21 protein-coding genes and 2 tRNA genes are annotated in these 26,787 nt (G+C 67.8%); 15 read left to right on the top strand and 8 right to left on the bottom strand.

Annotation, left to right across the window (positions count from 1 at the left end; genetic code table 11):
- Positions 1-51 precede the first annotated feature (51 nt).
- Entirely contained in the window at positions 52-4,419 is a 4,368-nt protein-coding gene (locus AB0E78_RS24175; protein WP_361836766.1) for an FtsK/SpoIIIE domain-containing protein, read from the top strand.
- Between the two features lie 93 nt (positions 4,420-4,512).
- Here AB0E78_RS24175 and AB0E78_RS24170 read toward each other — a convergent pair whose 3' ends face one another.
- The 4 genes from AB0E78_RS24170 to AB0E78_RS24155 form a co-directional block, all read right to left on the bottom strand.
- The gene (locus tag AB0E78_RS24170; protein WP_361836051.1) at positions 4,513-5,763 is read right to left on the bottom strand and encodes a hypothetical protein; all 1,251 of its coding nucleotides are present in this window, start codon (positions 5,761-5,763) and stop codon (positions 4,513-4,515) included.
- Positions 5,764-5,773: 10 nt separating this feature from the next.
- Positions 5,774-6,451, bottom strand: coding sequence for a hypothetical protein (locus AB0E78_RS24165; protein WP_361836048.1), 678 nt, complete (start codon positions 6,449-6,451; stop codon positions 5,774-5,776).
- A gap of 91 nt (positions 6,452-6,542) precedes the next feature.
- Positions 6,543-6,839 (bottom strand): hypothetical protein, encoded by a 297-nt coding sequence (locus AB0E78_RS24160; RefSeq protein ID WP_361836045.1) that lies wholly within the window; start codon positions 6,837-6,839, stop codon positions 6,543-6,545.
- Between the two features lie 76 nt (positions 6,840-6,915).
- Positions 6,916-7,215, bottom strand: a complete 300-nt coding sequence (locus AB0E78_RS24155) for a WXG100 family type VII secretion target (RefSeq protein WP_361836042.1) — start codon at positions 7,213-7,215, stop codon at positions 6,916-6,918.
- A 328-nt stretch (positions 7,216-7,543) separates the two neighbouring features.
- Here AB0E78_RS24155 and AB0E78_RS24150 point away from each other — a divergent pair, with 328 nt between their 5' ends.
- Complete coding sequence (locus tag AB0E78_RS24150) at positions 7,544-7,984, top strand: VOC family protein (protein WP_361836039.1); 441 nt, start codon at positions 7,544-7,546, stop codon at positions 7,982-7,984.
- Positions 7,985-8,125: 141 nt separating this feature from the next.
- On the opposite strand, the gene AB0E78_RS24145 is transcribed toward AB0E78_RS24150, so the two are convergent.
- Positions 8,126-8,222 (bottom strand) — tRNA-Arg (locus AB0E78_RS24145).
- Between the two features lie 378 nt (positions 8,223-8,600).
- Between AB0E78_RS24145 and AB0E78_RS24140 the strand changes: the two genes are divergently transcribed.
- Together AB0E78_RS24140 and AB0E78_RS24135 are read left to right on the top strand one after the other, a co-directional pair.
- Positions 8,601-9,077 carry a WhiB family transcriptional regulator gene (locus AB0E78_RS24140; RefSeq protein ID WP_361836036.1) on the top strand — a complete coding sequence of 159 codons (477 nt, stop codon included), beginning with the start codon at positions 8,601-8,603 and terminating at the stop codon, positions 9,075-9,077.
- Positions 9,078-9,175: 98 nt separating this feature from the next.
- A complete protein-coding gene (locus tag AB0E78_RS24135; protein WP_361836034.1) occupies positions 9,176-11,227 on the top strand; it encodes a hypothetical protein in 2,052 nt (683 codons plus the stop codon).
- 303 nt (positions 11,228-11,530) lie between these two features.
- Here the strand turns inward: AB0E78_RS24135 and AB0E78_RS24130 are convergent, their stop codons facing one another.
- Together AB0E78_RS24130 and AB0E78_RS24125 are read right to left on the bottom strand one after the other, a co-directional pair.
- The gene (locus tag AB0E78_RS24130) at positions 11,531-12,028 is read right to left on the bottom strand and encodes a very short patch repair endonuclease (protein ID WP_361836031.1); all 498 of its coding nucleotides are present in this window, start codon (positions 12,026-12,028) and stop codon (positions 11,531-11,533) included.
- Positions 12,029-12,311: 283 nt separating this feature from the next.
- Entirely contained in the window at positions 12,312-13,664 is a 1,353-nt protein-coding gene (locus tag AB0E78_RS24125; protein WP_361836029.1) for a DNA cytosine methyltransferase, read from the bottom strand.
- Positions 13,665-13,787: 123 nt separating this feature from the next.
- Between AB0E78_RS24125 and AB0E78_RS24120 the strand changes: the two genes are divergently transcribed.
- From AB0E78_RS24120 to AB0E78_RS24105, 4 genes are all read left to right on the top strand, one after another.
- Entirely contained in the window at positions 13,788-14,639 is an 852-nt protein-coding gene (locus AB0E78_RS24120; RefSeq protein WP_361836026.1) for a GIY-YIG nuclease family protein, read from the top strand.
- 826 nt (positions 14,640-15,465) lie between these two features.
- Positions 15,466-15,777 carry a helix-turn-helix domain-containing protein gene (locus AB0E78_RS24115; protein WP_361836023.1) on the top strand — a complete coding sequence of 104 codons (312 nt, stop codon included), beginning with the start codon at positions 15,466-15,468 and terminating at the stop codon, positions 15,775-15,777.
- Positions 15,778-15,848: 71 nt separating this feature from the next.
- A complete protein-coding gene (locus AB0E78_RS24110) occupies positions 15,849-16,580 on the top strand; it encodes a helix-turn-helix transcriptional regulator (RefSeq protein ID WP_361836020.1) in 732 nt (243 codons plus the stop codon).
- 7 nt (positions 16,581-16,587) lie between these two features.
- Positions 16,588-16,737, top strand: a complete 150-nt coding sequence (locus AB0E78_RS24105; protein WP_361836017.1) for an integrase — start codon at positions 16,588-16,590, stop codon at positions 16,735-16,737.
- A gap of 209 nt (positions 16,738-16,946) precedes the next feature.
- On the opposite strand, the gene AB0E78_RS24100 is transcribed toward AB0E78_RS24105, so the two are convergent.
- Positions 16,947-17,019, bottom strand: a tRNA-Arg gene (locus AB0E78_RS24100).
- A 306-nt stretch (positions 17,020-17,325) separates the two neighbouring features.
- On the opposite strand from AB0E78_RS24100, the gene AB0E78_RS24095 reads away from it, so the two are divergent.
- The 7 genes from AB0E78_RS24095 to AB0E78_RS24065 all read left to right on the top strand — a co-directional run bounded on the left by AB0E78_RS24095 (position 17,326) and on the right by AB0E78_RS24065 (position 26,715).
- Complete coding sequence (locus AB0E78_RS24095) at positions 17,326-18,987, top strand: dynamin family protein (RefSeq protein WP_361836015.1); 1,662 nt, start codon at positions 17,326-17,328, stop codon at positions 18,985-18,987.
- Positions 18,984-20,996: a GTPase gene (locus AB0E78_RS24090; protein ID WP_361836012.1), complete on the top strand. Its 2,013-nt coding sequence runs from the start codon at positions 18,984-18,986 to the stop codon at positions 20,994-20,996. Before AB0E78_RS24095 ends, AB0E78_RS24090 begins: the two co-directional genes overlap by 4 nt.
- Positions 20,997-21,199: 203 nt before the next feature.
- Positions 21,200-21,640 carry a single-stranded DNA-binding protein gene (locus AB0E78_RS24085; RefSeq protein ID WP_361836009.1) on the top strand — a complete coding sequence of 147 codons (441 nt, stop codon included), beginning with the start codon at positions 21,200-21,202 and terminating at the stop codon, positions 21,638-21,640.
- 469 nt (positions 21,641-22,109) lie between these two features.
- Complete coding sequence (locus AB0E78_RS24080; protein ID WP_361836006.1) at positions 22,110-23,468, top strand: Cys-Gln thioester bond-forming surface protein; 1,359 nt, start codon at positions 22,110-22,112, stop codon at positions 23,466-23,468.
- A gap of 412 nt (positions 23,469-23,880) precedes the next feature.
- Positions 23,881-25,545, top strand: a complete 1,665-nt coding sequence (gene ettA / locus AB0E78_RS24075; RefSeq protein ID WP_361836004.1) for an energy-dependent translational throttle protein EttA — start codon at positions 23,881-23,883, stop codon at positions 25,543-25,545.
- A gap of 34 nt (positions 25,546-25,579) precedes the next feature.
- Positions 25,580-26,026, top strand: coding sequence for a thioesterase family protein (locus AB0E78_RS24070; protein ID WP_361836001.1), 447 nt, complete (start codon positions 25,580-25,582; stop codon positions 26,024-26,026).
- Positions 26,023-26,715 (top strand): hypothetical protein, encoded by a 693-nt coding sequence (locus AB0E78_RS24065; RefSeq protein WP_361835998.1) that lies wholly within the window; start codon positions 26,023-26,025, stop codon positions 26,713-26,715. Before AB0E78_RS24070 ends, AB0E78_RS24065 begins: the two co-directional genes overlap by 4 nt.
- Positions 26,716-26,787 lie beyond the last annotated feature (72 nt).

Genomic DNA, 26,787 nt, shown 5'->3' with positions numbered 1-26,787 from the left:
GGCTGCCGAGCTCCCCATTCGCGCTGGCTGGAGGACGTTTTCGTGTCGTTGATGTTGACCGTGGTCGAGGGGGGCGGTGACGCGTTCGACGTCCACCTCGACGCCGACCCCGACACGCCCGTGAGCGCCGTGGCGGAGGCGCTGGCCGGGGCAGGAGGCGTCCACCGGCCCCCGGAGGGCCTCGGCCTGTACGCCGACGACCGGCTGCTGCCCGCCGACATGCGGCTGCGGGAAGCGCCGCTCCACCACGCGGCCATCGTGGGCCTGGGCCGCCCGGCGGGCACCGCGTCGGCCGAACCGAACGGCCTCGTGGAGCTCCGTGCGGTCGGCGGCCCCGGCGCGGGCGCCGTGCACCGGCTCGACATGGGCGAGTACCGGATCGGGCTCGGCCACGACGGAACCGCCCAAGTACTGCGCGCCGTACCGGACCGCCCGTCCGCCGTCCTGGCGATCGGCCCCGGAGGACGCTGCCGTATCCAGCCCGACGCCGCCGCGCCGGACGGCAGCATCCCGCAACTGGACCGCGAGGACCTCACCGAGGCGACCGCCTGGCCGGTCGGCGCGCAACTCCTCGTCGGCGGCTGCCTGCTCGAACTCGCCCGGCCGCAGAAGCCGGACGCGGCCGTGCAGCCGTCGGAGGACGGCACCGGCTGGAACTACAACCGGCCGCCGCGGCTGCGGCCCGCCGAGAACGCCACCCGCTTCACCCTGCCGTCACCGCCCGCACCGCCCGCCGCCCGGCCGCTCCCGTGGATCACCGCGCTGGCCCCGCTGGTGATGGCGGGCGCCGGGGCGCTGATCTTCGGCCGTATGACGATGCTGCTCTTCGGGCTGCTCTCGCCGGTCGCGATCCTCGGCAACTACCTGATGAGCCGCCGCACCGGCCGCCAGTCCCACTCCGACAGCGTCACCGCCTACGAGGAGAAGAAGGCGCGCATCGAGGGCGACGCGACGCAGGCCCTGGCCGCCGAACGCACCGCCAGGCGCCGGGGTTTCCCCGACCCGGCCGAGGTCGTCCTGACCGCCGTCGGCCCCCGACGGCGCCTGTGGGAGCGCCGCACCTCCGACGCCGACTTCCTCGAACTGCGCGTCGGGACCGCCGACATGGCATCCGACGTGGTGCTCCAGGACCCGACGAAGGACGAGCACCGCCGCGAGGACCCGTGGACCGCGTACGACGTCCCGGTGACCGTCCCGCTGCGCGAGCACGACGTCCTGGGCATCGCGGGCGAGGGCCCGGCCGCACGCGCGGTGGCACGCTGGGCGGTCGCCCAGGCCGCCGTCCTGCACAGCCCGCGTGACCTCCAGATCCATCTCCTGACGACCGGTGAGCGGGGCCGCGACGGCTGGTCCTGGCTGCGCTGGCTGCCGCACGTGCGCAAGAAGTCCGGCGACACCCCGGCCAGCATCGGCTACGGCACGGAGACCTGCGCCCGGCGGGTCGCCGAACTGACCGCGCTGATCACCGAGCGCGCCGGACGGCAGGACCGGCGCGGCAGGACCGCCGGGCCCGACGTGCTCGTCATCCTCGACGGGGCCCGCAGGCTGCGCTCGCTGCCCGGCGTGGCGCAGATCCTGCGCGACGGACCGGCCGTCGGCGTCCGCGCGGTCTGCCTGGACGCCGAGGAGCGGCTGCTGCCCGAGGAGTGCCAGGCCGTCGTCGCCGAGGAGCCCGGCGGGACCGTACGGGTGGGGCGCTCCGGCAGGGGCACCGTCGGGGGCATCCGGCCCGACGCGGTCTCCCTGGACTGGTGCCGTTCGCTGGCCCGCGCGATGGGCCCGCTGCGGGACCCGGGCGAGGCCGACGAGGGGGCCGCGGTGCTTCCCGGCTCCGCCCGGCTGCTCGACGTCCTCTCCCTCGACCCGCCGCGCGCCGACGGGATCCGGGCGCGCTGGGCGGCGGGGGGCCGCTCGACGCGGGCGGCCGTCGGCGTCTCCCTGGACGGCCCGTTCCACCTGGACCTGCGGCGCGACGGACCGCACGGCCTGATCGCGGGCACCACCGGCTCCGGCAAGTCCGAACTCCTCCAGACACTGGTCGCCTCGCTCGCGGTGGCGAACCGCCCCGACGCGATGACGTTCGTCCTGGTCGACTACAAGGGCGGCTCCGCGTTCAAGGACTGCGTGGACCTGCCGCACACCGTCGGCATGGTCACCGACCTCGACGCCCACCTCGTCGAGCGCGCCCTGGTGTCCCTCACCGCGGAACTCACCCGGCGCGAGCACATCCTCGCCGCGGCCGGCGCCAAGGACATCGAGGACTACGTCGACCTCCTGGAGCGCGAGCCGGGCGCGGGCCGTGATCCCATGCCCCGACTCCTCATCGTCATCGACGAGTTCGCCTCGATGGTGCGCGACCTGCCGGACTTCGTGAAGGGCCTGGTCAACATCGCCCAGCGGGGCCGCAGCCTCGGCATCCACCTGATCCTGGCGACCCAGCGCCCCAGCGGCGTCGTCTCCTCGGAGATCCGCGCCAACACCAACCTGCGCATCGCGCTGCGGGTGACGGACGCGGGCGAGAGCCAGGACGTCCTCAACTCCGGTGAAGCCGCCGGGATCTCGCAGCGCACTCCCGGGCGCGCCTATGTGCGCCTGGGCCAGAACTCCCTCGTGCCGTTCCAGTCCGGCCGGGTCGGCGGCCGCAGGCCCGGCGCCGCGGCGACCTCGCTGCCCGCGCCCTGGGCCGTCACGGTCGGCTGGGAGCGGCTCGGCGAGCCCCTCCCGGCGCGGCCCCGCGGAGCGGCCGTACCCGCCGAGGTGGAGACCGACCTCACCGGGCTCGTCACCGCGATCCGCGAGGCGGACCGGGAGATGGGCATCCCCGCGCAGCACAGCCCCTGGCTGCCGCCGCTGCCCGAGGTCCTGGTCACCGCCGAACTGCCGCCGCCCCCGCCCTCGGCGTACGACCTCGCGCCCGTCGCGTACGGCGTGGTGGACCTGCCCGCGCAACAGGCCAGGCTGCCCCTGGTGATCGACCCGGCGACGCTCGGCCACCTGCACATCATCGGCTCGCCCCGGCAGGGCAGGTCGCAGACGCTGCGCACCATCGCCGGCACCATGGCCGCCGCCCACTCCCCGGACCAGCTGCACATGTACGGCATCGACTGCGGCAACGGCGCGCTGCTGCCCATCGAGCGCCTTCCGCACTGCGGGGCCATCACCCAGCGCACCCAGCCCGACCGGGTGGCCCGGCTGCTCGCCCGGCTGACCGCGGAGGTGACCCGGCGCCAGGAGATGCTCGCCGCCCGCGGCAGCGCCGACCTGCCGGAGCTGCGCCGCGCCCTCCCGGAGGCCGAACGGCCGCCGCACGTCCTGCTGTTCATCGACCGGTGGGAGGTCTTCGACAAGCAGCTCGGCGAGTACGACTCCGGGAACCTGCTGAGCTCCGTCCTGAACCTGCTCCGGGACGGCGCGAGCGTCGGCATCCACCTGGTGATGACCGGTGACCGTGCGCTGTTCTCCAGCCGGGTCAACGGCTCCACCGAGGACAAGCTCGTACTGAAGCTGAACGAGAAGTCCGAGTACGGGGCGATCGGCATCACCCAGCGCAACGTGCCCGACGAGATCCCGCCGGGCCGCGCGTTCCGTGCCGCCGACCGGGCCGAGGCGCAGATCGCGCTCCTCACGGACAACCCGGAGGGCCAGGCGCAGGCCGCGGCGCTCCAGCGGATCGCCGAGCACTGCCGCGAGCGGTCGGCCCAACTGCCGTCCACTGCAAGGCCGTTCCGCGTCGACACGCTGCCCGACCGGCTCACCTGGGAGGAGGCGAACCGGTACGTGCCGCAGCCGCTGCCGTCCGCGCGCTGGGCGCTGGCCGGTGTCGGCGGCGACGAACTCACGGCGTCAGGACCCGACTTCACCCTCACGCCGACCTTCCTGGTGGCGGGACCCGCCCGTTCCGGACGCAGTACGGTCCTGACCACGCTGGCCCTGTCGCTCCTGTCGGCCGGGACACCCGTCGTCATCGGCGCGCCCGCGAGGTCGCCGCTGCGCGAACTCGCAGGACGGCCAGGGGTCCTGGCGGTCTTCGACGAGAGCGACATCGACCCCGCCGCCCTCGAGGAGACACTGGCGTCCTCGCCGGAAGGAGCCGTGGTGATCCTGGACGACGCCGACCTGCTCCTGAAGACGAAGGCCGAACCCGTCCTCACCCAGATCGCCAAGTCCGGCGCCGAGAACGGCCGGGGCCTGGTGATCGCCGGACAGACCGACCGGCTCTCCTCCGGCTTCTCCGGCTGGCACACCGAGGCCCGCCGCAACCGCTGCGGACTGCTCCTGAAGCCGCAGAACATGAGCGACGGCGAACTGATCGGCGTGAAGGTGCCCCGCAGCCGCCTGGGCGCGAGCCGGCCGGGGCGGGCGATCCTGCATCTGGGGGACGGGGTGCTGCGTACGGTGCAGGTTCCGGAGATGTCTTGAGAGAGATGTCGTGAGGGTGGCTTGAGGACGAGCCGAGGGCTCCCGCCGACGAGTTCGGCGGGAGCCCTCACGCGTGTCGTGGGCGAGTCCCGGTCAGGTCGAGCCCTCCAGGTAAGTGGAGTCGTGCACGGTCGTCTTGTCCGAGCCGTTGGGGACCGCCCCGTTGATGGCCCAGCCGAGACCGGCAAGTCCGATGAGGTTCGAGCTCTGGTCGACCCACCCCCCGAACTTCGTCCAGAAGGTGGAGATGTTCGGCAACGCCTTCAGCACGTCCGGTGTCTTCAACAGCCCACCGGGGATCTTCGACAGCACGTTCCCGACGATGCCCACCGGGTCCTTGAACCCGGTGAACGACTTGAAGGCGGGGACCACGGTCTTGATGTTGACCTGGATGGTCTTGAGGTCGTTCCCGACCGTCTTGAGGGTGTTCGCGATCCCGTTCAGGTTGGCGATCTTGATCAGGCCGACTCCGCCGAGCACCAGCCCCAGACCGCTGAGGACCATGTCGAGCACGTCCCACTCGCCCGACTCGATGCTGTCGACGATGTTCATGATGAACGGGATCGCGGCGGTGACCAGACTGGCGATCGTCAGGATGAGCCCGAGGCCCTGCAGCCCGGGGATGAGCATGGCGATGATGCCCAGGGCGGCGCTGATGAAGCCGAGCACCTGCTTGAAGATGTCCTTGATCTTCTCCCACAGGGTCTTGCCCGGGACCGCCTCGCTCGTCGCGTCGTCCAGCGCACGGGCCGCCGTCGAGGCGTCCGTCTCGCGCAACTCCCGGGCGTCCTCGGCGAGCATGCGGGCGGCGTCGAGGTCCCCCTGGGCGCTGTCGGCGTCCCCCTGCGCCGCGGACTGGTCGCCGCGGGCGTCCTCCATGGCAAGGCGCGCACTGCGCCGGGCCGACTCGTCGTCCGGCGGTGGCGGGTCCGCGGCGTCCAGGCCGCTGATCACGGAGCCCGCCGCGGCGGCGGCGTCGGTGGCCCGCTCAAGGCGTTCCTTGGCGTCCCGTCCGTCGACCAGGGCGTTGTCGGCCTTGCGCTGATGGTCGCCCAGCTGGTCGGCGTACGTGTCCAGGGCACGGGCGGCCTTGTCGTACGAACTCTGCAGCTTGTCGACCTGGTTGGCGAGGTCCCCGAGCTTGTCCCGGAGTTTGTCCATGGCCTTGCCCTCGCCGAGCTGGCTGTTCTTCAGGCCGCTGACAACGGGGAGCGCCTGGTCCGCGTCGTCGGCGACGGACCGGTACTGGCCCGCGAGCCGCGCGAGCATCTCCGCGTCGCCCGGCGTCGGGTCGTCCGAGAACCCGAAGACCGTCTCCCAGTCGGACACCGCTGGCCGCGCCATTGCCGCGCCCTCACTTTCCGTTCTCGTTCGTGGAACTGCTCTTGACTGCCACTTCCACTTCCACGAAGCGCAGGGTCCCCGCGATGGCGTCGAACACCTCGAAGAACTGGTCCTTGAGATCCACGTTGGGCGTGGAGCTGGAGACCAGCAGGTACTCACGGCGGCCCGGGATCGGGAACAGGGTGTGCAGCAGCGCCGTGGGCACGGGTCTGCCCTTGTAGTCGATGTCCTCGACCGAGGCGATCCGCCCGACGGGACCGACGTCCGGAAGCTCCAGCAGCTCCACCTCGCGCGGCGGGTATCCGCTGCTCTGCGGCCCCCCGGCCTGCATGCCGGCCCCGAAAAGCACCTCGGCCAGATCGGCCGACTGGTCGTCCGGCACGGGCATCCGCAGCACGACGGACGTGGCGCTGAGCATGGCGTCCCCACCGGGGAACCTGACCATCCCGGCCGCCTGGAGCGCGCCGCGGCCGTAGGCCTCGCGGGCGGTCCTGCGGGTGTCGCGGATCAGACCGTCGAGCCGCTCGCGGGAGAGCTGCGGGATCCCCTTCGCCTGGTGCTCGATACGGCGGCGGATGGACGCGTCCCGGGTGCTCGGGTCGAGGTCCAGATACCACCAGGAGCCGGGGTAGCGCAGTTTGTAGTGCGCGGGTGCCCCCGTGGCCCGGTCCGTGACCGGATGCGTCATCACGCATGTCCCTTCTTGGCCGCGGCCTTGCCGGCTGGCTCAACCGGCGGTCAAGGCCTACGGGCTCTCGTGAGTTCTCAGTTCTCAGTTCTTAGTTCTTCTTGGAGTCGTCGAGCGCCTTGCCGGTCTCGTCGTCCGTCTGCGTGAAGGCGTCGGAGATCTTCTTCGTGTTCTCGGAGAAGACCTTCACGTTCTCCTGCACCTTCTCGTGGCCCTCGCCCCACGCCTTGTCGAAGTCGGCGAGGGAGCCGGCGAGCGTCGAATCACCCACGTCGTCCTCCGACCCGATGTCGCTGAGCCGCGCGGTGTTGTTGATCCGCTCCCCGATGTCCTCAAGTGACTTGACGGTCTCGTTCAGATCTTCGAGGGGAACGCTGATGCGAGTCATCGGTTACTGGTCACTCCTCTCAGGCCGCTGCCGCCCGGCCCCGCCACGGAGGGGCGGGACCGGACACGGGGGCACGTCAGCCGACGGAGTTGGCCGTCTGGTCGTCGGTGTCGACGAACGCGTCGGCGACCTGCTTGATGAACTCGCTGACACCCTGCAGGCCCTCGATCGCCTTGTCGGTGCCGTTCTTGTACTCCTCCCAGAACGGACGGAACTTGGTCTCGGAGCCGGGCGTCGCGTAGGCCGCCTCGACCATCTCGTCCATCTTGGTGCTGGCCTCGTGGAGGCTCTGCTGCATCAGTTCCTTCTGGTTCTGGAGCCAGGTCGACGCCTCGTGCATCTCGTCGGGGCTGATCTTGATGTTGCCGCCGGCCATGTCGCTGCCTTCTCTCGTCTCGTTCCGCCGCGGTCACTGATCCGCGCACAACTGGCTGTACGGGGCATCCGGCGGGGCGGTTCATGCCTGTTGCGGAACGGTGACGAAGGGGGCACCCGGGACCGGCGAGAAGGCCCTCCGCATGGCACCGGCGGCAGCTGCTATGGGGGGTGATACATACGGATGAATCTGCTCCGAAGCGCGAACCAGATTTTTCTGAAGTCCGACAGCCTGCGGATGTCGAGAACGTGCCACCGGCTCCGTCCCAGGGACATCAGCGGCCACCACCGGCCGCGCGAGGAAGCATCAGGAAGAAGGAGAAACCAGCATGGCGATTCAGCGGATGGACAATGTCGGCATCGTCGTCGAGGACATGGATGCCGCCGTCGCGTTCTTCGTGGAACTCGGTATGGAGCTGGAGGGCAGGGCGGAGGTCAAGGGCCTCGTCGCCGACCAGTGCACCGGACTCGACGGCGTCCACTGTGACATCGCGATGGTCCGGACCCCGGACGGCCACAGCCGGCTCGAACTGGCGAAGTACCGCAGCCCCGCGGCGACCAGCGACGAGCCGCGCAACCGGCCGCACAACATCCTGGGCACACACCGCGTCATGTTCGCCGTCGACGACCTCGAGGCCACCGTCGCCCGCCTGCGCCCGCACGGCGCCGAACTCCTCGGCGAGATCGCCCGCTACGAGGACAGCTACCTGCTCTGCTACGTCCGCGGCCCGGAGGGAATCATCGTGGGCCTGGCGGAGCAACTGGGCTGAGACGGCTGGACCGAGCAGGCCGGGACAAGAGGAGCGGGCGCTTACGCGCCCGCTACCACCCGCTCGCTACGTTTCCCCGACCAGCAAAAAGGCCCTCCCGGCGAGGAGGGCCGACCAAGGATGCACCGCACTGCACTGAAGCGCCCCCGGCAGGACTCGAACCTGCGGCCAAGCGCTTAGAAGGCGCTGAACCGTTGCATCGTCATCTTGGTCTTGACCTGCACATTTTCGGGGCGGCTCTAGTCGGGGTCCCCAGCTTCGACACGTATTCGACTCGGCCGCCATGATTGCTGGAGGGCGGGCCGCTCGTGACCGGTCACGAGCGACACCGTGAATTGGTTTGGGCGACGGGAACTCAGGCCTCATGTTTTCTCAGTGTTTCTCCCGTATCGGCGGAGTCGAGTGCCACACTGGTGGTGGCTTCGCTTCCGGGGGTCACTCCGCAGGCCGTACGAGCACCGGTAGGTGCAGGCACGCGACAGGGCTGAGAATCGCTCAGAACTGCTCGTATCGTACGACTAGAGACTCGGTCGGCGTCACATATTGATCAAGAGCACGTGGGTGTGACCCCCTCGTCCTCACGCGCCATGCAAGGCGTGGTCTGAGGAGGAGCGCCGTGGAACCCCACGACGAGATCGAGTACGTACTTTCGCCGGATGCCCTGTTCTGGGCGATGGAGCCCTTCGGACCGCCTCTGGGTGAGGCGGCCTGCCACGCATGGGACGCGATGAGGTTCCCCAGCAAAGCGCAGCAGCAGGCCGCCTTCGACGGGGAACCGGTCGAACCGAAGCAGGACATTCCGCAGGCTCGGGCCATGTGTCGCGACTGCTCGCTGCTGCAGAGCTGCCGACAGTACGCCCTAGACAGCCGAGACGAGCACGTCTTCCTGGCGGCCGAGACGGCGGAGGAGCGGCGCAAAAGGTGGCGTAAGTCTGGCGAGGTCGTCAAGCGGCGCCGCCAGGTGGCCGAACTGCATGTCTTGAGGGTGCCGACGACGATGATCGCTCGGCTGCTCGGCCGTGACGAGAGTTCGATCCGCAGCGATCTTCGGAACCTCGGAGAGCGCGATCCGCAGCTGCCCCCTACCGCGTGAGTCGGGTGGCCGCCAGCGGTTACACGGGCCCGCCGGCGGCCACGTGCGGAGCCCCCATTCGGCGTGTCCGCACACTGCCAGACCAAACCCCTGTGCTGATGGAAAAGAACATGACGGGACGTCAGGAAGTGGAGAATCACGAGATGGTCGAAGACATGGAAGAGCTGGAAAGCGCTGTGGACGAGTTTGACACGGACGACAGTACGGAGGAGGACAGCGCTGCGATCTGGTCGCGCTTCGCTGAAGAGGACCTGCCGTCGATGGCAAAGATGGCCGCAGTTCGGCGCGCAGCTGTAGCGGCTGAGGAAGTCGGCCTGCCCGCCGACTTCGCCGCAGCGCTCGCCCACGCCGCCGTTGACCCCAGTGAGCTACGGTCCTTGCTAAAGCGACCCACGCGAGTCAATGTCGCAGGGGGCATGATCGAGGCGATTGACCTGGATCTCTACGTCCCCGGACTCGTTCCACTGCCGACCAATAACCGCACGATGGAACGACGCGTCTACCCGGCGGCCGGAGCCGAGGGATTCGTGGGTCCGCTCACCGGGCCGCGGTCTGACCCGGGCGAGACCAGCACGCTTTGGATCGGGGGCGACAGTGTCAGCCACGTCTTGGAAGAGACGGAGCGCGCCCGCGAGTTCATCCTATTGAACAACAACCTGCGTGAGTCCATCGCCGCACGTGGCATCGCCATGCCGGTGACTGTTGTGCTGTTCGAACTGAGGCATCGCGATGGCGAATCGTCGATGCCCCTTCTGGGGACTGCGGACGGTTCCAGCCGGATCACCAACGCGCAGGACGTCTTGGGGCTTACGGACGAACAGATCCACTATCACTACGCCACCAACCGGGACGACTATCGCCGCTTCATCGGTCGCGTTAGCGGGGAAGATCCTGAGGCTCTGAAGCCGACGGCGCATCGCAAACTGATCCGCCAACGCAACGCCTTGATCACACCGGCCCGTGTCTTCCTTCGCTTCACTCCGACCAGGGAGGGCTATGACTACGCGCGCGCCGTCAACGCCTTCGTCGGCATGCTCCACGTCGACCCTCCTCGGCCGTGGAGCCAAACGGGCAAACTTGAGGCCATGGCAGAAGCCGTCTTGGACGTGCTCCGCGGGGCCGAAGTGCTCGACGACCCGGTACACGACTACCTCGCTGGCCTGCTCACGCCAGAGGAGGCGAGGGCCGCAGGCCTTCCTGTGGAGCGAGACGAACAGGCGGCATTTGTCCTTGCCTCCCTGCTGCGCGAGCATCATCGCGAAATGGTCGAGCGCGGAATCCGAGACGTCACCGCCAAGAAGAGCGTGAGTGCCGGCCGGCGAACTGAAGTCATCGCAGAGTTGGCCCTACGGCCCACTCGAAGCATCGCCACCACCCTGGAATCCCGTGACCCAGAACGGCTGCGGGCTGAGCGGATGCGTGCCCCGTACCTGCGCTGTACCCGGCTAGCGCGATACGCCACAGTGCCATGGACGGTCACCGGCCGCACGCCCCAAGAGCTCCTTGACGCTGCTCTTTTGGAGCTTGCTGCTGGCAATATCTCCTCTGCTGAACCTGATGCGTGCGTGGCCCGGCTGGAACTAGCTGCCCTCGCCCAGTATCACCTCACCGCTTGGGGCGGGCTGCAGCGCGAGCCGATGAGTAGCCCCAACGCCGATAAGCGTGGACCGCATCAGATCCTGGAGCTGATGCTCCATGACGAACTGGGGTTGCGGTTGCTGACGCAGGCGATCGTCGACGGACGTGCCAAGACACGCCCTCGCCGCGTCGACGAGAACGGCGAGTTCAGTCTCGGCAAGCTCGACGACTTCGGGAAGTGGCAGGAAGATCCCGAAGGCAAGCCGATGCCGATCGAGGATACGTGGTTGCGTTATGAGTCCTATCCCGCAGGCACCGTGGTCCCGCGGCCGGCGACGGCGCCGAATGAGACTCCTCGGATGAAGGCAACTCGTCTGAAGGGCCAGATCACCCAGTTCATCGAGCAGACCAGCTTGGATGTTGACGAGCTGGCCAGCGTTGAGGAGCCGGAGGGCGCCCGGTTGCTCGACCGGGAGGGATGGTCCAAACCGAGTGAACTCCTCAGCCAGCTCATGGACATCCACTCGCAGATCGGCTACTGGGCGCGCGTAGCCGAGCGTCGGATGCCGTGATCTGATTTCGGAGAGGGGGAACCCTAGGGCTCCCCCTCTTGCTATTCCGAGATTCCGATTCTGCCCTAGTTTAGAGCGCTGTATTGACCTTGCGAATCCATTTTGCAGGGGGACCGTGGCCTGTGCGAAGGCCCGACAATGCATAGCGGCTCGGCGGTGTGGTGGGCCCAGCTGCGGAGCCGCCCCATACGACCGGACTGTTACTCAAAGTGGCCGAATGCCGATAGTTAGAGCAACGCTCGCCGCAGGAAGGCGAATCTGCATCTAGACCGAACTTACGGAGTGGCAGAATCTAGGGGTCTCTTAGTGATCAACGAACTGACGCAAGTGTTGTACTTGGTCGATGACTCTATCAGCAGATGTGCGGGGATCTTCGTGCTCCCAGAATCGCATCACGGTCCAGCCAGCGTCACCCAGTAGGCGATTGGTTTCCGCATCCCGAGATCTGTTCTGCTCGATCTTCTGCTGCCACATCTGTGCGTTCTTCTTAGCGGGGCGAAAGTGATCTGGACATCCGTGCCAAAAGCAACCGTCAACAAAAATAGCCAGCTTTTGTCGAGGGAAGACTAGATCGGCTCGCCTACGCACTCCGGTCAGCGGACTGATGTCAACGCGATAGCGCAAACCTTGCGCATGTAGTAGGGAACGCAAGGCAAGCTCAGGCTTAGTATCGCGACCCCGATTCGCACGCATTACGGCCCGGACTTCACGCGAGGAAGCCTTAGAATGAGATGGCAATGGCTCTTCGGTGAGGAGCCCTTGATCCCACGCACGGTTCCAGGCTTCCCGCAGGTTGGCCATACGCGTGGAGTGAGAGACCTCGCCGAGATAAATTTCTGGCGAACTCCCATCCTGTGACCACCTTAGGACTGCGCGAATCCTCCTGGTTCGTTTGTACAACCTCAATGTCACAGAGGCACGTGCAAAGCAGTTGTCGTCGAGGGCGACCATTCGACGATGGCGGCCGCCGGCAGCGCGGTCCTGCTCGGCAGTCGGAGAGGTACGGCTAGCGCGCTTGTAGGCACGATCAGGCGGGAGGGCCATCTTCCAAGGGGTGCCGTGGCTATCGTCTGTCATCTCGGCGTCAGTGGCCAACACTGCTGAGGGCGTCAGCTACTGCTTTCGCGAAAAATTCCCCGAGAGTAACAGGAACTGCGTTGCCCAATTGCCGCATTTTCTCCCCACGACGGCCGGATCCCTGCCACTCGTCTGGGAAAGTCATGGCGCGTGCCGTCTCACGTACCGACATGTAACGATGAAGGTAGCGCCAACCGCTGGGCTCGTTGGAGTCACGAATCCGTTCGTCGGTTAGCATGACCGACTCCCCGCCGGGCACGCCGTGAACTCCAGCCTTTACCGTCTTGGCTGGACGATCAAGTTCGTTCGGAGTGTGCCCCTTATAGATACGCGCCCCTGGCCAGCCGATATGGTCCGTGATACCCAAGTGGGCGGCCTGCTCTGTTTTTCGATCCAACACATCGTGATCGATTGGGGGGAGAGCCAGGGAAGGGGATGAAGTGCCAAAGCCTCGAACTGCGTCGCGAAGCGTCCGCCAAGGGGCGCAGTCGTCATCATCAATTTTTGCCGGAAGTGACGACCGAACGCGCTGCTTAACGTGTTCCTCTACATAAGAGTGGCGAGTCCAGTACTCGCCATCTTCATCTCTCATCGAGCGAAATAGAGCATCGATGGAATACTGGGGTGTATTGACATACTTTTCAAAGGCGTCCACGTCTACACCGAGATCGGTTCGGAATGCTACGAGGACTACACGATGGCGGACCTGCGGGACTCCATAGTCTGCTGCGTTCACCGCGACCTTTACGACGCGATAGTGCTGGTCGTCTGAATCGTTCTCGGACCGCAGAGCGAGGAGTCGTTCAAGTTCAGCATTGTGGACTTGCCAGGAGACGGAGTCGTCGCGCTGAACGAAGGGCAATGAAAGCTCTCGCTGAATATATTCAAAATAATCATTGAAGGATGGCCTTAGTAGACCGCGAACGTTCTCGCAGATTACTGCTTTCGGTTGCATCTCGCGAACAGCTTTGAACATAGCGGGAAACATATTCCGCTTGTCTTCGTCGCCCTTGGCCACACCGCCCGCGCTGAAAGGTTGGCAAGGTGGGCCGCCCGCCAGAATATCTACTTGTCCGGAGAGTCCTGACAGGTCCAACTCGCGTACGTCACCCGGGTAGAGGGGTGCAGGGTCTCCAGGCTTAGGGGGTTGGGGCCGACGGTCGTCTGTGCGTGTGATGCCGTCAACACCGAGCGTCTTCGTGGCGCTAGCCTCTAGTGTCGCGCACGCGTGTGCGTTGAACTCGTTCAATAGAAGTGGGCGGAAGCCTGCTTGGTGCACTGCCATGGCGAGGCCACCACCACCCGCGAAGAGCTCTACGCTGGTGCGGTCGTGCTTCATGCCTTCACCCTGTTCAGCCATGCTGAAAGCATACCGCGGAGGCGTCGGGCTTGAGCGACAGATGAGCGAAGTGTGTCGCAAGCTACTACCGCCGGGCGTAGGGTGCGCCCCAGTCAAGTGATCATTCAGGGGAGGGGTGGCGCAGTGGCTAGGCAGCTCGGTCTTGGTGGTGGATCTTCGCATCGAGCGGAGTTCCGGCTAAGCATTACGCAAGCTCTAAAAGATCAATTGGCCGAGGCGCTTCGAGGGCTGCAGCCGACACCTCTAACCAAGCTGGCGCTCGAGCAGCTCGAACGTCGCGGGGGAATCTATCAGCTCTACCTGGATGGGAAGTTCGTCTACGTAGGGAAAGCCGATAAGAATCTACCGGGACGCATTGCTAAGCATCGACGAAAGATCTCGGGGCGGATCGGTATTTCGCTAAGCCGCATGTCGTTTACGTGTCTCTATGTTGATGAAGATTTTCCCGCTGTCGCACCAGAGAGGCTCTTGATTGCTAAGTACAGAGAGCAGGGTGAGATCCCATGGAACACTAATGGGTTCGGGAATAATGACCCGGGTCGCCGACGAGATGACACAATCAATCCGGCAAATCATTTCGACGTGTGTTACCCCGTCGACCTAGAGCGAATTGCGGAAGGTGTTACGCCCGGAGAGATTTCGCTTCGCAAGCTTCTTGCGGACCTGAAGAAATGTCTTCCGTATAACTTCCGGTATGCGGTCACCTCGTTGGGCGAAATGGGGGATAGGGTCGTTCATGTTCCGGGTGGAGGTCTGACCGCTGACCAGCTGTTTTCATTGGTTGCTTCGGCAATAGATGAGGAATGGCAGATTGTTGTTCTTCATGGATATGTGATCATGTATCCAGATGTTATGCGCCAGTACCCGAGTGCGCGACGCTACTACCGCGATGGCGCTCAGTTTGATGTGACGCCGGAAGTTGACGACGTGGCACTTGAAATCGCCGAGGAAACCGAAAGCGATGATGACTCATAGGTGCGGCGTCAGCTGAGGTCGGTGGAGCGGCTTTGGGCGGGAGCTGGCATGGGGCGAGTGATCATGGCCCCGTAAGCTCATGTCGAGTCGGGCAGTCTGTGGACCTGCCCGTTAAAGCACGACGTTGGGGCCATGATCTTCGAGGCTCGCCCCATGGTGGCTGCCTAAAGCCGTGGAGCCGACCGCCCCAGCCGCGGGGCAACGGCCCAGGTAGTGGGTTTGCCCGCCGGGCACCGCCGCCGCGATCCGGCCTTATCGGTAACACAAAGCTCTCTGTGGCCTGCTGTGCGGCAATCCCCTGTGCCTTATGGCTGCGTGCTTGGTTTTGGCCGCTGCCGGGGCGACGGACGGACGGCGCGCGCAGCTGGTGGCGGAGACATGGAAGCGGCGGGCGGCGGCCGGACGGCGCCCCCGCGCTGTGCGCGGCCCCTCGGTCCTTGGATCGATCCCGACTTCGTTGGGTGGCGCGTGCCCGGTGGTCTTGATGGGTGTGTTCTTCGGCGTGCGCTTCTCGGGCCTACGGATGCTGCTGGTTCTTCTTCCCTTCCTAGGTCGGATCGCGGCGGCGGTACCCGGCGGGCTTCTCCCGCGTCACCGGGGACGGAAGATCTGGGCAGGGGTGGTTGAAGCTCGCGGCTGACTCTGGCGGCCGCGAGCGCAGCGAGCCTTGATTAAGTAGGGAAACTCTGTCCGCGCAGCTCGTCTCGCGGCCCGCCCCTTTGGCGTGTGTCGTCGTGACCTGCTGGTTTGACTCCGTCACGAACTGGCATATGCGGATCTGACAAGACAGGTTGTCTCACGCGAGACAAATCGGGACTATCGAGTTATGTCCACTCGGCGAACTCGTCACCGCAGCAAGGGTGTTCAGCAGCACCAACCTCGCGTAACGGCCGCGCCCACTGCACATGCCCCCGCGGGGACCCCGGAAGATGCCCGCGCTGAGGCCGTGCGGGGGCTGATGGCTCCTGGCGAGCAGCGTCTGCGGCTCGTAGCTGAGTTGGACCGCTTGGATACCGCTTTGTGGCCCCTTGTCGTCCAGGCCGTCCATGCCGGCGTCCCCTACCGGCGCATTGCTGAGCTCACGAACATTTCCCGTGCGACCGTTGCCCGTTGGGGCAAACAAGATCCTGAGGCTTGACGAGCGGGAAGGAAAAGGGCCGCGCCCGATTGCAGCGGACGCGGCCTGACCGATTCGAAGGAGTCGAAGCCATGCCGAATCGATCCCCTTCAATTCTGGCAGAAGATCAAGGGCTCGCGAACGAGCGTTTGCGAGCGGCGATGGTCGCTGCCAACGTCACCACGGAAGGGCTGGCAGACCACTTGGGGATAGACCCGAAGAGCGTGGATCGGTGGATCACAACAACGCGCATCCCTCACGCACGGAACGCGCACGCAGTGGCCAAGGTGCTTCGCATTGACCCGTACTACTTGTGGCCCATGCTCGACGAGCGGCATCGTTCCAGTGTGAGTCCCCGTGACGAGCTGATGGCCTGCTACCCGAGTCGCGGCGCCATTCCACACGGCCTGTGGCGTGGAACGCTGCTTGAAGCATCCAGCGTGATCGACCTCGCGATCTCCAACCTGATCTTCTTGACCAACGCTGTCTTCGACCTGCACGCGATTCTCGTCGCGAAGTCTGAGGCCGGTGTACGGGTTCGCATCGCCACTCCTGCTGGCTCCGGCCAGCACGTGGCCTTGATGGATGTCTTCCCCTCGTTCCCTGGGGTCAAGCTGGTAACCCATCCTGGGCTACGGGCCGACCTCTACCGCGCCGATGACGAACTTCTGGTCATCACTCCCGTAGATGGGCTCACTCCCGTCCTGTCTCCAGTGCTGCACCTGCGCCGCGTCGGCCCGGCACCGCTGACGGCGGGTTATCTGACCGCGCTGGACAACATCTTCGAGACGGCCACCCCGATGGAGCAGGCAGACGCTCCCTGATCCCACTGTGGCCGTGTATCGCTCCTGTGCGGGCAACAGCGTTCCGGTCCTGCTCGCGTTCTACGCCGGCTGCTTCGAGGGCCAGCTCCCGGATCTCAAGCGGCAGATGGAGGCCGTCGGGGATCTCCCTGATCTCGACCTGGGTCCTGGCGACTGATCCGCCCGGAGGAACTTCGACACGTATTCGACACAGCGACCCGCAGAAACCCGGTGACAGCCGGACGGCGCCGGACCCTCCCCACCCTGACCTGGGGGCGGTCCGGCGTTTACGCGTCCGCTACCCGGCCCTCGCTACGTTGCCCCGACCAGCAAAAAGGCCCTCCCGGCGAGGAGGGCCGACCAAGGATGCACCGCACTGCACTGAAGCGCCCCCGGCAGGACTCGAACCTGCGGCCAAGCGCTTAGAAGGCGCCTGCTCTATCCACTGAGCTACGGGGGCCGGATGGTGGCCGGTGGCCTGGAGCCCGGTGGGGACGAGCCGTGACCTTGCCGGGGACAAGGATAGGGCTCCCGGGTCCTTGTCCCTGGTGCTTCGCCTCCGCGGCACTATGTGGAGGTTCAGTGAAGCGGTCCTGATAATCGCAGGCAGGTGCGAATCTCGCAGCGCTTTTGGCGTCTCACGCCCCGGGTGTTGTGCACTCGTTATGCCTGTGCCCCAGTCGCCCCTTCCATCCCATGTGTCCGATCGGCGCGCAGGGGTGTCCATATGCTTCAGAAACCCGTCAAAATTGGGCATTCTTCGCATGTGGTGACCTTGGACGTACGGCCTCAACTGCTTGACGCACTCTCCGCCCTGCGCGAGCGTGTCGCCGCCGCACGCTTTCCGCTCCCCTTGGCGGGGGCGCCACGCGCGCGTGCCAACCGGGATGAGCTCCTTGCCCAGCTCGACGACTACTTGGTGCCCCGCCTGCGGGCCCCCGAAGCGCCGCTGCTCGCCGTGATCGGGGGTTCCACCGGGGCGGGCAAGTCCACCCTGGTGAACTCCCTCGTGGGGCGGCAGGTCAGCGAGGCGGGGGTGCTGCGGCCGACGACCCGTACGCCGGTCCTTGTATGCCATCCGGAGGACCATCACTGGTTCGCCGGCATGCGCGTACTGCCCGACCTCACGCGCGTGTGGGTGCCCCGTCCGGAGCCTTCGGGCACCCAGGACGAGGACGACGGGAGCGACGACCTGCTGCCGCCCGGGCCCGAGGGCGAGCGCGCGCTGCGCATCGAGACCTCGGAGACCCTGCCCCAGGGGCTCGCGCTCCTGGACGCCCCCGACGTCGACTCCCTCATCTCCGACAACCGGATCCTCGCCGCCGAGCTGATCTCCGCTGCCGACGTCTGGGTCATGGTGACCACCGCGTCCCGGTACGCGGACGCCGTGCCCTGGCATCTGCTGCGTACCGCCAAGGAGCACGACGCCACCCTCGTCACCGTCCTCGACCGGGTGCCGCACCAGCTGGTGGCCGAGGTGTCGCGGCAGTACGGGGCGCTGCTCCTCAAGGCGGGCCTGGGCGACGTGCCGCGTTTCACCGTGCCCGAGCTGCCCGAGTCCACGGGCGGCGGCGGACTGCTGCCTTCCACCGCTGTCGCGCCGTTGCGGGCCTGGCTCACCCACCGGTCCCAGGAACCCACGGCAAGGGCGCAGGCCATCGCGCGTACGGCACATGGCGTCATCCAGTCCCTCAACGTGCGGGTGCCGGAGATCGCGGCCGCCGTCGCCCTCCAGTACGCGGCCGCACTGCGGCTCACCTCCGCCGTCGACGAGGCGTACGGACACGAGCACGCGCGCGTGCGGGAACGTCTGCAGGCGGGAGCCGTCCTCGCGGGCGACGCGTTGAAGCGGTGGCGCAGCTATCCGCTGGACTGCGGCCCCGGCGAGCTCCTCGACGCCGTCGCCGAGAGCCTGGAGGCGCTCCTGCTGTGCGCGGTGACCGCCGCCGACGAGCGGATCGACGAGGCGTGGCGCCGTGAGCCGGCCTCCGCCGCCCCCGGGCTGGGCGGGCGCGAGCGGTCCATCGAGAGCGCAGAGGGCGCCGAGAGCGCCGAGCACCGCATCGGGATGGCGGTACGGCGCTGGCGACGCGTCCTGGAGGAGTACGCGGAGGACGAGGTCCGCGAGCTCGACCGGATCGAGAAGAACTTCGTGCCCGACCCCGAGATGGTGGCCGCCCTGCTCGCCACGGCCCTGCTCGGCGGGGCCCGCGGACGCTCGGCGGGCGAGACGCTCGCCGAGCGGATCGGCGCCCAAGGAGCGCTCCGGCTGCGGGACCGGGGCGGCCGACTGCTCGCCACCTACCTGGACAACGTCCTGGACGCGGAGCGCGAGCGACGCCTCGCCCCTCTCGACCGCCTCGACGTGAACCCCGAACCCCAGGCCGACCTGATCGCCGCGCTGTCCGTACTGCAGAAGGAGAGGTGACCGCGGTGACTGCCGTCACTGATCACACCGAGCACGAGCGAGAGCGCGACGAGCCTCCCGCAAAGCCGAGCAGCACCGATGGCACTCCCGGAGAGGCCCGTAACGCCGGAGAGACCTCTACGGCCGGGGAGACCCCCGCCTCCGGAGAGGCTCGTCATGGCTCCTCCGAAGGCGTCTGGGACGACGGGCTGATCGCGCGGCGCGGAGGCGCCACGAGTTCGTCCGGTGCGCCTTCCGGAGGACCGTCCGGCGCGCCATCCGTTACGCCGTCCGTTGCGCCGTCCGGTGCACCCTCCGGTACGTCTGCACCCTCCAGTACGTCTGCGTCATCCAGTACGTACTGCGGTACGTCTACGTCATCCGGTGCCTCATCCAGTACCTCCTCCGGCATCTCGACCGCGTACGAAGGGCCCCTGCGCGCCCGGCTTGACGCCCTGCGTGAACTCGTCGGGCTCTCGCGCACGCGCCTGGACAGCGCCACGCTCGCCGAGGCGGGACGGGTCCTGGACGAGGCCGCGGCCCGGCGCAGGCTCTCGGGACGGCACACCGTCGTGGCCATCGCGGGTGCCACGGGGAGCGGCAAGTCGACGCTGTTCAACGCGCTGGCCGGGGTGACGATCTCGGAGACCGGCGTTCGCAGGCCGACCACGGCGGCCCCCATCGGGTGCAGCTGGACCGACGGCGCCGCGGGGCTCCTGGACCGGCTCGGCATCCCGGGGCGGCTGCGCAGACGCCCGCTCCAGGGCCCGGACCTGAACACCCTGGAGGGGCTCGTCCTGATCGACCTGCCCGACCACGACTCGGCGGTCGGGGAGCACCGCGCGCACGTGGACCGGATCCTCGCGCTCGTCGACGCGGTCATCTGGGTCGTCGACCCGGAGAAGTACGCCGACGCGATGCTCCACGAACGCTATCTGCGGCCCATGGCGGGGCACGCCGAGGTCACGTTCGTCGTGCTCAACCAGGTGGACCGGCTCCCGGGCGACGCCGCCGACCAGGTGCTCGACGATCTGCGGCGGCTGCTCGACGAGGACGGCATCGCCCTCGGCGAGCACGGCGAACCCGGGGCCACCGTGCTCTCCCTCTCCGCTCTGACCGGCGAGGGAGTCGATGAACTCCGCGATTCCCTCGGCCAGTTCACCAAGGAGCGGGGCGCCGCCGCCCGGCGGATCGCGGCCGACCTGGACGCCGCCGCCGATGAGCTGTGGCCGGTGTACGCCGCCGGGGCAGGGACGCACGGGGGCCGGGGCGGAGTGCGGATCGGGCTCAGCGAAGAGGCGCGCGAGGAGTTCGCCGACCGGCTCGCGGACGCGGTGGGCGCGGCGGCTGCGGGGCAGGCCGCGGAACGGGCCTGGCGGCGCAACGCGGGCAAGGCGTGCGGCACCCCCTGGCTGCGGCTGTGGCGTTGGTACGAGGCCCAGCGCTCGCCCCTGAACGTCGGCTGGCCCGCGACGCGGGAGCCCGCGGACGAGGAGGCCACGGCCCGGCAGCGCGTCGAGCACGCGGTGCGCACGGTGGCCGACGAGGCTGCTTCGGGCCTGCCCCAGCCTTGGGGCCAGGCCGTTCGCGAGGCGGCGGTGCGGGGCGCGGAGGGGCTGCCCGAGGCCCTGGACGAGCTGACGGTCTCGGCCGGCGTACCGGAGGGAAGACCTCCGAGGCCCGGATGGTGGCCGGTCGCGGTCTTCGCCCAGGCGGCGATGACGATGCTCCAAGTCGTCGGCGGGCTCTGGCTGGTGGCTCAGATCATCGGCATCGCGGTACCGAACCTGGGCGTGCCGGTGCTGCTGATGCTGGCCGGGATCGTGGGCGGCCCCTGCGTGGAGTGGGGGAGCCGGATGGCGGCACGGGGGCCGGCACGACGCTACGGCGCGGACGCGGAACGACGGTTGCGGGAGGCGGCCGCCGGGTGCGGGCGGGCGAGGGTGCTGGATCCGGTGGCGGCGGAGCTGTTGCGGTATCTGGAGGTGCGGGAGCAGTACGTGCGGGTGACGGGGGCGGTTGTCGGCTGAGCGGGGGGCCTCGCCTGCCTCGCCTCACATGATCCGCCCCCTCGGTGACGCCGCGGGGCCCCGTTCGGGTGAGGGAGTTTTCCACAACTGCCCGGTAGACCACAGGGCTCAGCGGGATCGTGCCGACCGGTCCACTCTGAGATCGAAGCCGCGGGATCGACCGCCGCGGCGGCGAAGCGGAGTGGACGAGGGAGGGGTTCGGCATGAACGAGACCATGGTGACGGTGGTGGGGAACGTCGCGACGACGCCGGTGTTCCGGGAGTTGCCCTCGGGGCCGGTGGCGCGGTTCCGGCTCGCGGTGACGGCGCGGTATTTCGACGCGGTGCAGAACGTCTGGACGGACGGACACACCAACTTCTTCACGGTGTGGGCGAGGCGAGGGCTCGGATCGAATGTGCAGGGGTCCCTGGCGATCGGCGAACCCGTGATCGTGCAGGGCAAGTTGAAGGTGCGTGACGAGGAACGGGGCGGCCAGCACTGGACGTCGGCGGACATCGACGCGACCACCATCGGCCACGACCTGTCGCGCGGGACGGCTGCGTTCCGCCGCGTGCTCAAGGCGAACGCGGCGCTGACGGATACGTATGCGGGTGCGGATGCGGCGGCGCGCGAGCCGCTGCCCGAGCCCGAGCCGGTGGGGTGATGGGCCGTCAGTGTGAGATGAGGACCCAGGGGGCCGGGGGACCCAGGGGACCCGGGGGAGGGGGGCGACCGATGTGCGGCATATGGCCGACTGGGAGCGATTGATTTGTCGATAAGCCCAGTTCGGAAAGGTTGTTGGCGATAACGATTCCGAGTCGGATCGGTTATCGAACGGCAGGACGGGGGACCGTGGTGTGCCGCGTCCCTAGGATGCCGAAGGTAGCTAACGGGGCAGTTGGTAGTGGTTGCCACGCAGGTGGCAGGTGATTCTGCCCCCTCAATCTGCTGGCGGGACCACCCCCCTCGAAGTGAACGGGTCCCGCCCGGAGGGGAATTCTGTGTCTTTTGCGCGTTCTGTGTGTGCGGCGTTTTCCGCGTTCTCTGCGTTTCCCGGGTCCTCCGGGGGTCGTGCGTTCTCTGCGTTCTCTGCCCCGACCCGGGGGAGACGAGGTGCCACGCGCCTCGCCGCGGTGACGCTGGCGACCGGGGCCCTCGCGGCGGGGGCGATAGCCACCGCGGGACCCGCCGCGGCGGAAGAGGCCCCGCAGAGCCGGGGTGGAGCCGTCGCGACGCTGGGCGGGCTCCAGACGTACGACCAGGCCGTCATCCGTGAGGACGGGACGAGCCAGCAGGTGCCCGCAGGCCTCTTCGAGATGTCCGTGGACGGCGGCGGCACGCTGCAGACGTACTGCATCGACATCCAGAACCCCACGCAGAAGGACGCGAAGTACCAGGAGACCCCCTGGAGCGGCACGTCGCTGAACGGCAACAAGGACGCGGGCAGGATCCGCTGGATCCTGCAGAACTCCTACCCCCAGGTGAACGACCTGGCCGCGCTGGCGAGGAAGGCGGGCGCACGGGCGCTCACCGAGCAGGCGGCGGCGGCCGGTACGCAGGTGGCCATCTGGCGCTACTCGGACGGCGCCGCGGTGGACGCGGTCGACCCGCAGGCCGAGAAGCTCGCCGACTACCTCTACAAGAGCGCGCGCGGCGCGGCGGAGCCCAGGGCCTCGCTGACCCTCGACCCGCCCGCGGTCTCCGGGCACGCGGGGGAGCGACTGGGTCCGGTCACCGTGCGGACGGACGCGGACGCCGTGTCCGTCACCCCGCCCGCGGACACGGCAGCGAGTGGGGTGAAGGTCGTCGGCAAGGACGGTAAGCCCGTCACGTCCGCGGCTAACGGAAGCCAGCTGTTCTTCGACGTCCCCAAGGACACCCCGGACGGCTCAGCGGCACTCGCCGTGCAGGCGTCGACCACGATTCCGGTCGGCCGCGCCTTCGCCTCCGAGACCAGGAGCCAGACGCAGATCCTCGCGGGCTCCAGCGAGTCCACCGTCTCCGCGACGGCGAGCGCCACTTGGGCCAAGGACGGCGCGATACCGGCACTGTCCGCGGAGAAGAACTGCGCCAAGAGCGGCGTGGACATCACGGCGAGCAACAAGGGCGACCGTCCGTTCACCTTCCGCCTCATGGGCCTCAAGCACACCATCGAGGCCGGCACGTCCCGGACGGTGACGATCCCGCTCCAGGAAGACCAGGCCTACGACTTCACGATCAAGGGCCCGAACGGCTTCGAGAAGCGGTTCAAGGGCGTACTCGACTGCCGGACCGAGGGCAGCGTGATCGACAACAAAACAGCACCGGTATCCGACCCGAGCCCGGCATCAGCAGGCGGCACGGGCATAGGCACCGGCGACCTCGCGGAAACGGGCAGCTCCAACGCCACCCCGAAGATCGCCGGAATAGCGGTCCTGCTGGTCGTACTCGGCGCGGCGGCAATGTTCTTCCTCCGCAAGAAGAAGACCCCGCCGGAGCCGACGGAAGACTGAACCACGACCTGCCCGCCCGGCAGTTACATAACTGCCGGGCGGGGCTCCGGGCAACCGGCTGGCCGGACGTCGTGGCGGTGGCCGGGCGTCCGGCTCAGGTCATGGCCTCGAACGACCTGGGGGAGCTCGTTGCGCTGCAGGGAATCGCTGACCGGGCGCGCGGCAGTCGCGCTGGTTCGGAGGCGGAACCGGACGGGTCGGGCTGTCGCTGACGATCGCGGCCGGACCGTCTCCGGGCCGTGCGAGGTCGCCCGCCAGTGACCTGTAGCGACAGGCAGTGACACATCGATTACCCAAGTGACCGGTGAACGTCCAGGTCATGGCCCCGGGACCATACTGGTTTCCTCCGGGAGGTGGCTGTCAGGCAAGATGGGGTGTATCTGCCCACTCACTGATTGCCGGACGGTTTCTCTTGGCTGAGTACATCTACACCATGCGCAAGACGCGCAAGGCGCACGGCGACAAGGTGATTCTTGATGACGTCACCCTGAGCTTCCTCCCTGGCGCGAAGATCGGTGTCGTGGGCCCCAACGGCGCCGGTAAGTCCACGGTGCTGAAGATCATGGCCGGTCTCGAGCAGCCGTCCAACGGTGACGCGTTCCTCTCGCCCGGGTACACCGTCGGCATCCTCATGCAGGAGCCGGAGCTCGACGAGTCGAAGACCGTCCTGGAGAACGTCCAGGACGGCGCCGCCGAGATCATGGGCAAGCTCAAGCGCTTCAACGAGGTCGCCGAGCTCATGGCGACCGACTACTCCGACGCGCTCATGGAAGAGATGGGCAAGCTCCAGGAGGACCTGGACCACGCCAACGCGTGGGACCTCGACGCCCAGCTCGAGCAGGCCATGGACGCGCTCGGCTGCCCGCCCGGCGACTGGCCCGTCACCACCCTCTCCGGTGGCGAGAAGCGCCGCGTCGCGCTCTGCAAGCTCCTCATCGAGGCGCCCGACCTGCTCCTCCTCGACGAGCCCACCAACCATCTCGACGCCGAGTCGGTGAACTGGCTGGAGCAGCACCTCTCGAAGTACGCGGGCGCCGTTGTCGCCGTCACTCACGACCGGTACTTCCTCGACAACGTCGCCGAGTGGATCCTTGAGCTCGACCGCGGTCGCGCCCACCCCTACGAGGGCAACTACTCCACGTACCTGGAGAAGAAGCAGACCCGCCTCAAGGTCGAGGGCCGCAAGGACGAGAAGCGCGCCAAGCGGCTCAAGGACGAGCTCGAGTGGGTGCGGTCCAACGCCAAGGGGCGTCAGGCCAAGTCCAAGGCGCGCCTCGCGCGTTACGAGGAGATGGCCGCCGAGGCCGACAAGATGCGGAAGCTGGACTTCGAGGAGATCCAGATTCCGCCGGGCCCGCGGCTCGGTTCCATCGTCGTCGAGGTCGAGAATCTCTCCAAGGCCTTTGGCGACAAGGTTCTGATCGACGACCTCAGCTTCACGCTGCCTCGCAACGGCATCGTCGGCATCATCGGTCCGAACGGCGCCGGCAAGACCACGCTGTTCAAGATGCTCCAGGGCCTGGAGACGCCGGACTCCGGCAAGATCAAGATCGGCGACACGGTCAAGGTCTCGTACGTCGACCAGAGCCGCGCCAACATCGATCCGAAGAAGACGTTGTGGGCCGTCGTGAGTGACGAGCTCGACTACATCAATGTGGGCCAGGTCGAGATGCCCTCGCGCGCCTACGTCTCCGCCTTCGGGTTCAAGGGGCCGGACCAGCAGAAGCCCGCCGGTGTGCTCTCCGGTGGTGAGCGCAACCGCCTCAACCTGGCGCTGACCCTCAAGGAGGGCGGAAACCTCCTCCTCCTCGACGAACCGACGAACGACCTCGACGTCGAGACCCTGTCGTCGCTCGAGAACGCGCTCCTGGAGTTCCCCGGTGCCGCCGTCGTGATCTCCCACGACCGGTGGTTCCTGGACCGAGTGGCCACCCACATCCTTGCCTACGAGGGTGACTCCCGGTGGTACTGGTTCGAGGGCAACTTCGAGTCGTACGAGAAGAACAAGATCGAGCGGCTCGGTGCCGACGCGGCCCGTCCGCACCGCGCCACCTACAAGAAGCTCACCCGAGGCTGAGACCAAGGCTGAGAAGACTGAGGCTGAGACTGACATGAGTCGGCATATCTACAGTTGCCCCCTCCGGTGGTCGGACATGGATGCCTTCGGGCACGTCAACAACGCCGTCTTCCTGCGGTACTTGGAAGAGGCGAGGATCGACTTCATGTTCCGGCTCGCACCGGGGGACGGCAGCCCGTCGTTCTCGGGCGGGTCCGTCGTGGCCCGCCATGAGATCGACTACGTACGGCCGTTGGTCCATCGGCACTCGCCGGTGACCATCGAGTCGTGGGTGACGAAGATAGGCGCTGCCTCGCTCACCATCTCGTACGAGGTCAAGGACCCCGAGCAGGTGTACGTGCGGGCCTCGACGATCGTCGTCCCGTTCAACCTGGAGGCGCAGCGGCCGCGGCGGATCACCGCCGACGAGAAGGCCGTGCTCCTGACCTACATGGACGACGACGGCGACGACACCGCGGGTACGGAGGCGCTCGTCGCATGACGGCGCAGCTGCACTTCGCCGACGCCGGGGAGGCGGGGGATCTCGCCGCCTTCCTGGCCCGGCTGATCCACTACGACAAGGCAGCGGCGGTGCGGCTGCAGGCGGCGGGGGACACCCTCGCCGTGTTCGGGCGCCCGCCGTCGTTCGAGGTGCTCGCCATCCGTACGGCGCGCCTCGCGAAGCCGTACGAGCACGGCCTCGACTCCTCGCTCGACGTCACCGTCTCCGCCGGTGAACTCCTGGAATCCGTGGGGGAGTCGGCGGAGTCCGTCGAGTCGGCGGGCGTGGCCTCCGTGCCGCAGGCCGTCACCGGGCCGCCGTGGGCCGGGGTTCTTCCGCCGCGGGGCGGCTGGCAGCCGGAGCAGGGACTTCCGCCCGCGGACGCCGTACGGGGTCTTGTGGCGGCCGCGGTCGCCGAATTCAAGTCCCGCGTCGAGGAGTTGCCGCAGGAGCGGCGCGTGCGGGCCGAACTCGACCAGCTGGGGCGGGAGATCTGGTCCCGGACCATCGGGGACACGGGGCTGCCCGTGCGGGCCGCGCATGCCGCGCAGGCCCTCGGGTTCCTGCGGGGGGACTCGCTCGACCTGCTGTCCTCCGGGGCGTGGCTGCGGCTGCGCACGAACTACGGGTCGATCGCCGTGCGCCGGGCGGGTGCCGGCGTCGGCGGGCTTCTCGTCACGCCTGCGTAACCCTCGTCTGCTGGAGCCCGCCCGCGTCGCGTCGCGTCTCCCACGTCACTTCGCGTCGCCCGACCCGTCCGG

The sequence above is a fragment of the Streptomyces sp. NPDC032198 genome, from assembly GCF_040636975.1.
Lineage (GTDB): Bacteria > Actinomycetota > Actinomycetes > Streptomycetales > Streptomycetaceae > Streptomyces.
The sequence above is the reverse complement of the archived record's forward strand: the minus strand, read 5'-3'. Positions and strand labels throughout refer to the sequence as shown.